Origin of the sequence: Ferruginibacter sp. (assembly GCF_014377975.1) — a bacterium.
In the GTDB taxonomy this organism is placed as follows: Bacteria; Bacteroidota; Bacteroidia; order Chitinophagales; family Chitinophagaceae; genus Ferruginibacter.
This window is the reverse complement of the sequence record NZ_JACMOO010000377.1, coordinates 1-10,093: the sequence shown is the minus strand read 5'-3', so window position 1 is coordinate 10,093 and position 10,093 is coordinate 1. Positions and strand designations below refer to the sequence as shown.

The 10,093-nt window shown below is 39.6% G+C and carries 7 protein-coding genes; all 7 read left to right on the top strand.

Annotated elements, in window-relative coordinates; genetic code table 11:
• On the top strand, positions 1 to 264 hold a 264-nt coding region (locus H7254_RS18450), incomplete at its 5' end, for a RagB/SusD family nutrient uptake outer membrane protein (RefSeq protein ID WP_301934372.1).
• A gap of 855 nt (positions 265 to 1,119) precedes the next feature.
• Positions 1,120 to 1,827: a hypothetical protein gene (locus tag H7254_RS18445; RefSeq protein WP_301934371.1), complete on the top strand. Its 708-nt coding sequence runs from the start codon at positions 1,120 to 1,122 to the stop codon at positions 1,825 to 1,827.
• A 946-nt stretch (positions 1,828 to 2,773) separates the two neighbouring features.
• Positions 2,774 to 3,916, top strand: coding sequence for a VCBS repeat-containing protein (locus H7254_RS18440; protein WP_301934370.1), 1,143 nt, complete (start codon positions 2,774 to 2,776; stop codon positions 3,914 to 3,916).
• 86 nt (positions 3,917 to 4,002) lie between these two features.
• Positions 4,003 to 6,708: a c-type cytochrome gene (locus H7254_RS18435; RefSeq protein WP_301934369.1), complete on the top strand. Its 2,706-nt coding sequence runs from the start codon at positions 4,003 to 4,005 to the stop codon at positions 6,706 to 6,708.
• Positions 6,709 to 6,875: 167 nt separating this feature from the next.
• A complete protein-coding gene (locus H7254_RS18430) occupies positions 6,876 to 7,970 on the top strand; it encodes an aldose 1-epimerase family protein (protein ID WP_301934368.1) in 1,095 nt (364 codons plus the stop codon).
• 5 nt (positions 7,971 to 7,975) lie between these two features.
• A complete protein-coding gene (locus H7254_RS18425; RefSeq protein WP_301934367.1) occupies positions 7,976 to 9,190 on the top strand; it encodes a hypothetical protein in 1,215 nt (404 codons plus the stop codon).
• 88 nt (positions 9,191 to 9,278) lie between these two features.
• A partial coding sequence (locus H7254_RS18420; RefSeq protein WP_301934366.1) for an SGNH/GDSL hydrolase family protein occupies positions 9,279 to 10,093 on the top strand: 815 nt, incomplete at its 3' end.

The following is a 10,093-nucleotide window of genomic DNA, read 5'->3' as shown; positions in this document are numbered from 1 at the left end:
TATGCCTCAACCGGTGCAGCACTATTAAATGATATTGTTACAGAAAGAAGAAAGGAGTTGGCGTTTGAAGGAGATAGATTCTATGATTTAAACAGGCTGAAGCAACCTATCGTTCGTGTTAGCAATGCTGGCGCAATTCCTGCCGGAACGGGCAATATTAATCTTACTGTACCCTACTCAGATTATAGGAGAATTGCTCCTATTCCACAAGGAGAAATACAGGTAAATAAAAATATAGCGGGTCAGCAAAACCCGAATTATTAATGGTTATCTAAACTATTTGCATTAAAAAAGGGGCTATCTCAAAATTAAATGAGGTAGCCTCTTTCAATTTCCGCTTTACAGAATGGGTTATCAAATTCCCATCCGGCTTCTGTGAACAACAGACCTGTAAAAAATAAATTATTTATCAACGAAAAAGTTAAAGACAGAAACCTCGTGACCGGTGATGATACTTTGACACGGAGTACAGTTTTTATTAGTAAATTGAAAATAAGGGAAATATAAAACACAGTATCAAAAACAAACTTCAAAATAAAGATTACCCCAAGATAGGTAGGCAATAAGTCTTTAACCCGGGGATTTTAGATAATGTCTGACAAGATTGTCTGTAAGGCCCAGCAGCCTTATCCCATATGCACTTAACACTGTTGGCAACTTCTAACGAATGTCAACCCTGTTGAAACAATCAGGTGCATCGTTTCTTTTTGCATCACTTAGTAATTATCGAGACCTCATAGCCGCTTCCTATACGTTCCTTTCTTACAGACGCACCTGCTGCATCGTTGACCACCCTGCTCCTTAGAGCAAAGCAGCATGCAACCGGTTTGACGGTGGAGGTTGCTCCACTCCGCCTATTGAGAGGCCTGCACTCATATCATAGACAGCTTTGATGGACACACATGTTTGATGGACACACACATGGGGTCTGGCTATAATAGGGAATGGAGAAAAAATCTTCGGCTGTAGTCTCTATCAGCAGCGGTTCCGGCGGACGAACATCTATTTGGCTTTTTGTTGTTATCTTGTACCTTAGTTTTTCAATCAGCTTCAGTTCCAGGGCTTAACGAGCAATGAATCCCCTGCCTGCAGCATTACCCGTACGCTGTATGTAACCTTATGAGACTTCAATTAATAACGATATTTATTTTGAGTTTCGGGTATTCATTTGGACAAGTATTTTCATATCCGGAAGTTAATACTAACGGACAGAGATTTGCTGACTTTATTCCAAATGGTTGGACTGTATTAGACTCTGCAAAAGGAGACATGAATAAGGACGGCAAAGATGATTTGGCTTTAGTTGTTCAATTTCGTGACAGCGTTTTAATTGCTAAAGTCGAAAATGATGATTTAGACACAGTTTTCACTCAACCGAGAATGTTATTGCTAGCTTTTTATAATGTAATTTCAAAACGCTACGAACTGGTAGAAAGAAGTAACACATTTATCCTTACACATGATCAGGATAATATGGAAGAACCCTTTCATGATATTTCTATTTCAATAGGTGTTTTAAAAATAGGCTTTAATATTTTCATGAATTCGGGAGGTTGGGGAACTTTCTCTAATATCTACAAGTTTATTTATCAAGACAAAGAATTTAGACTTATTGGAGCAGAATATAATTATTTAAATCGCGGGTCGGGTGAAACGGTAGAACGTAGCTATAATTTTCTGAAAAATAAGGTAAAGCTTTCAACAGGGACAATTTCGAGTGACATTATGAAAACTAAATGGCACAACCTTAAGGTCAATGAATTAAAAACATTAAAAACTTTTAGCCAACCCTTTACTTGGAAAATGGAAAAATACTTTTACTTGTGAAAAGGCTACATATAATGGATTTTGTGCAAGGTTCGGCTTGACGATGAAGCAATCAGCAACAACATAGCGGCATTTGTTCGGGCGGGAAAAGTATCGCTGAACATTAGTCCTTATTATTTAACTTTATCAAAAGCCAATTAGCGGTTGTGGGCGGAGAGGAATCTTAATGCCACACCTGCCGCAAAGCCCTATCGTTGTAAGCCACACTATATCACATACTCTAAAATTCATTTCATTTTTTTTTGTTATTGGTTAACATTTATTCTTTTGGACAAAATTAAAAAGACTAAAGAATAAATGGAACTTTAAGTAGTGCCGATGGGCAGAAAATCTATCGAATTAAAAGAGGCGAAATGGAATTTGATTACAAAAAACTATTTATATAGATTCAGCAATCGTGAAAAATGACAAGTTTATCGATTCATACAGATCTTCAAGGTGTCTCGACCAATTACCAAACCTGAGTTTACCAATTGTATAAATGGGTAGGTAAATCATTCCTCCCGCTTGTTTCGTGTTATACAATTTTTACATATTGTTTTATCATTCGCTACTGCTTACTTTCATAAGCTATCTGCACTACTACGGGTACACCCGCCCCTGTTCTGGTTTGTGAAGCACTATTATAGCTTACTGGTGCTTCGCTTGCTGCTTTGTATAAGGGGTAAATTACATACCATGTAAGTACAGGATGGTTATCTCATATGTTAGTCATATTTTTATAAAATAACATTGTCTTGCGCTTCCCTTCAATTGAAAGACCGCATAACTTCATTGCCATATAATTTCTTTTAATAAGTTATTACTATACTTGACTAATAAAAATACGCTGGCAAAAATTTACTTTTTTTCTTGCCAGGTAATTTTAATTAAAATCAACTATATCAGGATATATTGGCATGTTTTAATAGTGATGCAGATATGTTTTTATTTTTAAAAAAGATCAATGAAAAATTGTGTTCAATTTATTACTGGTATTTGTATTGTTTCATTATTCTCATTCCAGGGGTTTGCCCAGCTAAGATTTAGACAGCAGATGATTGCTGCTGAAAGTGCAGAATCAGTAAGTGTATTTGATGTAAATGGTGATCAAGTGCCGGATATTATCTCAGGTAGTTATTGGTATGAAGGTCCGTTGTTTTTAAACCGCCACTTGATTGGTCAGGTACAGCGTGTTAGTGAATATTTTGATGATTTTTCAACCATTCCCCTTGATGTAAACGGAGATGGTAAAATGGATTTTATAACTGGTGGCTGGTTTGGTAAAACATTGCATTGGCGGGAAAATCCGGGAAATGATGCGGAATGGCCTTTACATGATATTGCAGTTACCGGAAATATAGAATGTACCCGTGCCTGGGATGTGGATGGAGACGGCTTTGAGGAAATTGTACCCAACACTCCGGGCGGCCCGTTAATTTATTATACGCTTAAAAGAGATAAAAATAATAAAGCTACCGGTGAGTTTGTTGCAACAAAAGTGGCTGAAAAACAAGGACACGGCCTGGGGTTTGGAGATATCAACGGAGATGGACGTGGTGATTTTATTATTTCGAATGGATGGATAGAAGCCCCGGATGACAGGACGCATAAACCCTGGAAATTTCACCATGATTTCGATTTAAATGAAGACGGTAGTGTTCCAATAATTGTTGCAGATGTTAACCTGGATGGATTAAATGATCTGATAGTGGGACATGGTCATTCATACGGTCTTGATTGGTACGAACAAAAACGCGATGGGAAGAATATCAAATTTATTAAGCATTCCATTGATCCTTTTCACTCGCAATATCATACCATGGAATGGGTAGATATTGACAATGATGGTAAAATGGAACTAATTACCGGAAAGCGTTACCGTGCGCATAACGGCAACGATCCTGGGAGCAATGATCCTATGGAGTTGTGTTATTTTAAATGGAATGGAGAGTCATTTACAAAAAATATAATTAGCAGTGGCCCATTGGGAAAAGGAAAAGGGACAGGCATCTTTTTTTCTGTTACCGATTTACACAACACAGGCAGAAAAGATATTATCGTAGCAGGAAAAGACGGATTGTATGTTTTTTTTAATGAAGTGCCATAGATGATCAGCCCGGCGAACGGTTTTTTCTTTTAAATGTAGAATAATCAAATTTATTATATCACCTGTTAATTTAATAATTATTAAAAATGAGTCTATTTAAAAAGCAATCTGTATGGTTGGTATTGGTTTTTCTGGGATACATTCTTTCAGGAACTTCCTGCAAACAAAAACTTCCTGAACCAGAGAAAAAAAATGTAGATCCCAAAGTGTCAAAATTAAAATTGCCGGAGGGATTTAATGCACAGCATTTATATAGCCCCGGCGAACATGAGCAAGGATCGTGGGTAGCCATGACCTTTGACAACAAAGGACGAATGGTTGCCTGTGATCAGTATGGTAACTTGTACCGTTTAACCATTCCTGCTATTGGTGCTGACACCACCAAAGAGAAAATAAAAGTTGAAAAATTAGATCTTCAGATTGTGGGTGATACCAACAAAATTAAAATTGGTTTTGCACAAGGTTTGTTATACGCGTTTAACAGTTTGTATGTAATGGTTAATGATGAGGGTGATACCACTGTAAAAAGAAGAAGTGGGCTTTATCGTTTGCAGGATACTAACAATGACGACCAGTTTGATAAAGTTACTTTACTTAAAAGATTGGAAGGTGACGGTGAACACGGTCCGCATAGTGTTGTATTATCTCCTGATAAAAAGTCGTTGTATGTAATTGCCGGCAATTTTACCAAGATACCTAAAATGGATAATTATGAAGGTTCGGATAATTGGCAGATAGATAATATCTTACCCTTAATAAGAGATCCCAATGGCCACGACAACACTGTTAACACGCATGGCGGCTGGATAGCACACGTTGATTCAATGGGTACCAAATGGGATCTTGTGAGTTCGGGTTTTAGAAACCCTTTTGATCTTACTTTTAATGCAGCGGGCGATATGTTTACGTTTGATTCGGATATGGAATGGGATTTTGGCCTGCCCTGGTACCGCCCTATCCGTATTTGCCATGTACCAAGCGGAGGCGAATTTGGATGGCGCCCGGGAACCGATAAATGGTCTCCTTCTTTTCCGGATAACTTACCCGCTATTTTAAATGTGGGCCAAGGTTCACCCACCAGTTTTTTTAGTGGTCAGAATGCTCATTTTCCGGAAAAATATAAAAGTGCCCTATTTGCTTTTGACTGGAGTTTCGGAATTATTTATGCCGTACACCTTGATGTAGATGGCTCCTCTTATAAAGCCAAGGGAGAAGAGTTTGTTTCAGGCTCTCCGTTATCTTTAACGGATGGTTTGGTAGGGCCGGATGGTGCTCTGTATTTTCTTACTGGTGGCCGTAAACTGGAATCGAGTTTATACCGTGTTTATTATGGAGACAATAAACAAAACACAGAACCACTGGCTGAAGTACCGTTGAATGAAGAGCAAAAAATCAGGAGGAAATTAGAAGAATTTCACGGGCAGCCAAAACCAGGTGCTATCGATTTTGCATGGCCTTATTTAAAACATACAGATAGATTTATCCGTTTTGCAGCACGCGTTGCAATTGAACATCAGCCGGTAAGCCAATGGATGGAAAAAGCGTTGGCTGAAAAAGATCCCGTTACATTAACAGCAGCAATAATTGGTCTTGCCAGAAAAGGAGACTCATCAGTAAAAGACCGTGCAATAAGCGCAATAACGGGCATTAATTACAGCCAGCTTTCTGATGCACAACAACTCGATTTACTGCGTGCTTTTGAGTTGGTGTTATATCGCATGGGATTGCCGGGGACCGCTGTAAAAACGCAAATGGCCAGTTATCTTTCACCTGCCTATCCTGCAAAATCCAACGAACTAAACAGGGAGCTTAGTAAAGTATTGGTGTACATCGATGCACCGGAAGCCATACAAAAAACAATGGCTTTACTGGCCACAGCAACTGATGATACTACCAACCAGAATACGTTTACAAATTCATCAGACCTTATCCTGAGAAACCCTCAGTACGGGCTGGATATTGCGAACATGTTATCAAAAGTGCCACCCGCCCAGCAAACATTTTATGCTACCGTTTTAAGTCAGGCTAAAGAAGGATGGACACCTGAATTAAGAGAGCAATATTTTCATTGGTTTTATACCGCCTTTACTTATAAGGGTGGCCATAGTTTTATTGGCTTTGTTGATAAAGCCCGTAAAAGTGCTTTGAAAAATGTAGACAAGGCACGCTTTGCTTATTTTAATAAACTGTCTGGCGATTCGCTGGTTCAAAAGGGCGGCATTGATATTGCCAATAATCTTAAACAACCAAAGGGCCCCGATGTAGACTGGAAAATTCCCCAGGCCGATTCAGTAGCAGCAAGTGGTATAACAAACCGGGATTATGAAAACGGAAAAGCTATGTTTGCTGTATCGCTTTGTATTCAGTGCCATGCTATTAAAGGCGAGGGTGGTAATGTTGGCCCGGATCTTACACAATTGGGTACCCGTTTTTCTTATAAAGATATGCTGGAAGCCATTATTGAACCCAGTAAAACAATTTCAGACCAGTTTGGATCTACCATATTTTACCTTAAAGAGGGAGGCTCTGTATTGGGACGCTTGATTAGCCAGGATAAAGAAAATTATACAATTTCACAAAATCCTTTTGCTCCCCAGGTAACCAGGGATATCGTTAAAAAAGATGTGCTGCGTACACAAATTTCAGATGTTTCTCTTATGCTTCCAGGTTTAATAAACCGGCTAAATGCAGATGAATTAAAAGACCTGCTGGCGTATCTTAAATCTGGTGGCAATAGTCAGGATTCTATTTTTTCAAATAAAAAAGATAGCCCTAAATTAAAAAAACACTAACAGTACAGTACGATATGTACGTTGAGTTATAGAATTCTTTTTTAGTAAAATTTACTGGTGCCAATGGTTGTTAAATACAACCATTGGCATTAAACCAACTACTAATTCAGGAAGTTGAATGCCAAGTCCAATAATGATAAATTGCATACTTTATTTAAATTAAAAGAATGGCAGCACCGATGCTAAATACAAGTGCAGGCAAGCAGCAATGGCAGGATAAAATTGTTAATGCGGCCCAACTGGGCGGTATTGAAACTTCTGTAATTGATAATGGTCCGGGACGTGGAACACGTATTGCCTGGATAAATACAGGAACCGGTTTACGGTATAAAGTAGTAATAGACCGGGGAATGGATATTGCAGATGCTTTCTTTAACCAGCACAGCATTGCCTGGCTAAGTCATACAGGTATTACAAGTCCCCAACCTTATTCTAACACGGGGTTAGATTGGCTGCGAACATTTGGCGGAGGATTGATAACCACATGCGGGCTTTCGCATGTGGGCGGCCCGGAAACGGATGAACATGGCCAGCGGGGCCTGCACGGACAAATAAGTAACATAGCTGCCCAGATTGAATCTATTGTACAGCCAGATCCTTTGGCGGGTAAAATGGAAATGAGTATTACAGGAACCATGAAACAAACGCAGCTATTTGGCCCTTGTCTGGAATTAAGAAGAACAATATCAGCAACAATAGGAAAGGCCACCATTAGCATACACGATGAAGTGATTAACCGTGGTAATACACCCGCACCGCACATGCTATTGTACCATTGTAATTTTGGCTGGCCGCTTGTTGATGAAGGCACTGATATTATCTGGCAGGGACAGTGGCAACCCAGGGATAAAGATCATGTACAGATATTTAGTAATAAAAATGATTTTAGAAAATGCCCGGCACCCTTAGACAGTCATTTGGGAAACGGAGAAGAAGTAGCATTTATTGATCCCGTAATGGATGCTGCAGGATGGTGTGTTTGTGGATTGCACAATGCTAAAATTGGAATAGCGCTGGTAATACGTTTTCAAAAAATACAGTTACCCAAACTAATCAATTGGCAACATTGGGGTAAAAATGATTATGTAGTTGGGATAGAGCCTGCCAGTAATTTTCCAATTGGCCAGGCAAAAGCCAGGGAGCAAAAAGAACTCATTTTTCTTCAACCTGGCGAAACAAGAACATACGATCTGGAAATGGAAGTATTGGACAATAAAGAAAATATTGATATCTTTTTAAATGATTTAACGAAAGCAAATTAAACACCATGGAAAAATTAAGTGTAGCCCAAAAGGCAATGGCTCAGGGAAAAGGAATTTTGCGTTTAGCTCCCAACTGGGTACCCCGCTCCTTTTGTGTGCCGGGACGAAGAATTAAGTTACATCCGGATGATTACTATGTACTGGGAGGGCAACGCGGAGGTATTGACGAACGGTGGTTTTCCTCCACCACTCCTGCAAAAAATGGTCCGTTAACCGGTGAGCACGAGGGGCTAAGTTTTGTAGTGATTGGTGATGGAGACAGCGAAGAACGCATGTTGTTGAAGGACGTAGTGAGCGAACTAAAAGGAGCATTGATAGGGGCACGTTTATGGGATGAGTACAAGGGATGGCCGATGTACTCTAAATTTTTTGATAACATGGGACCACTCCCCCATCACATACACCACAATGATGAAAAGGCTGCACTCATAGGTCAGCAAGGTAAGCCGGAAGCTTATTATTTTCCACCACAATTGAATAACCATGGCGGCGATTTTCCGTATACTTTTTTCGGCATTGCTCCCGGAACTACCAAAGAACAGATAAGAGAATGTTTGGTAAATTTTACTAAAGGCGATAATAAAATAACCAATTACTCACAAGCATTTCGCCTGGAGCCGGGTACCGGTTGGGATGTACCGCCGGGAATGTTGCATGCTCCTGGCAGCATGTGTACGTATGAGCCACAAAAGGCTTCTGATGTATTTGCCATGTACCAATCGCTTGTAAACGAGGCCATCATTCCGGAAGAATTATTATGGAATGGAACTCCCGAAGATAAAAAGGGAGACTTTGATCAATTGATGGAAGTAATAGACTGGGAACTAAATGTGAATCCAAATATTCTGGAAACACGTTTTATGTTACCAAAACCTGTAAAGCCAATTGCTGAAATGCAAGCAGCAGGATATGTTGAAAACTGGGTATGTTATAAATCAACTGCATTTAGTGCGAAGGAATTAACGATAGCTCCAGGTGCCACCGTTACTATTTATGACCAGGCTGCTTATGGTTTGATCATGATGCAGGGACATGGCAAAATGGGTGTGTGGGAAATTGATACGCCTGCGCTGATACGGTATGGGCAATTGACAAACGATGAATTTTTTGTGAGTGAACAGGCGGCGACAGATGGCGTTACAATTGTAAATATGTCTGCCACAGATCCAATTGTAATGCTAAAACATTTTGGGCCGCAGAACCCTGAGATGGTATTATAAGCACGCTCATTATTGAACAGTGATAAACCCTTAAAAAAGATTCATAGTGACAGCTGGATGTAATTATTCAAAATAAATAATTAGCTACATGGAAACAGGAGTACATAAAAAACGAAATGGGGTACTTGTATTTTTAGGTGTATGCATTCTATCGGTTATTGCTTTTTTTATTTTTAATGCAGGTACTGCAAAACTTACCCTTAAAAAAGGAGCTCACATCATATTGATTGGTAATAATCTTGGTTCCAGGATGATGAACTTTGGCTATTTTGAAACAGAATTACAGCTCCGTTATCCCGATAGTTTATTGTATATCCGCAATATGTGTGATGGTGGCAATACGCCAGGATTCAGGCCTCATTCCGGCCGGCCTACACCATGGGCATTTCCGGGTGCAGAAAAATTTCAGACTGAACTCGCCAAAAGTCCCGGCACGGAAGGTTTTTTTGAATATCCCGATCAATGGATAACAAAACACAAGGCAGATGTCATTATTGCCTTCTTTGGATTTGATGAATCTTTTCAGGGCAAAGCTGGACTTGAAAACTACAAAGCAGAGTTGGATGCCTTTATCAAACACACATTGAAGCAACGCTACAACGGAGTGTCAGCTCCACAGTTGGCCATTGTTTCGCCGATAGCTTTTGAAGATCTGTCAAAGAAATTTGACCTTCCAAATGGAAAAGTAGAAAATGAAAACCTCGCGTTATATACAGAGGCGATGCAAAAGATTGCAGCTAAAAATAAGGTTCATTTTATCAACGTGTATGCACCTACAAAAGATTGGTTTGCGGATACAACTACTGACTTAACGATTGACGGTTCCCAGTTAACAGAATCCGGTTATGCCCGGTTTGCACCCTTGCTGGCAGACGGGGTTTTTGGGAAGGCAACCGCGAAGGC

Bases quoted from the DNA above. Each gene is read 5' to 3' on its own strand.
- H7254_RS18440 (WP_301934370.1), top strand. From the start codon at position 2,774: ATGAAAAATTGTGTTCAATTTATTACTGGTATTTGTATTGTTTCATTA.
- H7254_RS18425 (WP_301934367.1), top strand. From the start codon at position 7,976: ATGGAAAAATTAAGTGTAGCCCAAAAGGCAATGGCTCAGGGAAAAGGA.
- H7254_RS18445 (WP_301934371.1), top strand. From the start codon at position 1,120: ATGAGACTTCAATTAATAACGATATTTATTTTGAGTTTCGGGTATTCA.
- H7254_RS18430 (WP_301934368.1), top strand. From the start codon at position 6,876: ATGGCAGCACCGATGCTAAATACAAGTGCAGGCAAGCAGCAATGGCAG.
- H7254_RS18435 (WP_301934369.1), top strand. From the start codon at position 4,003: ATGAGTCTATTTAAAAAGCAATCTGTATGGTTGGTATTGGTTTTTCTG.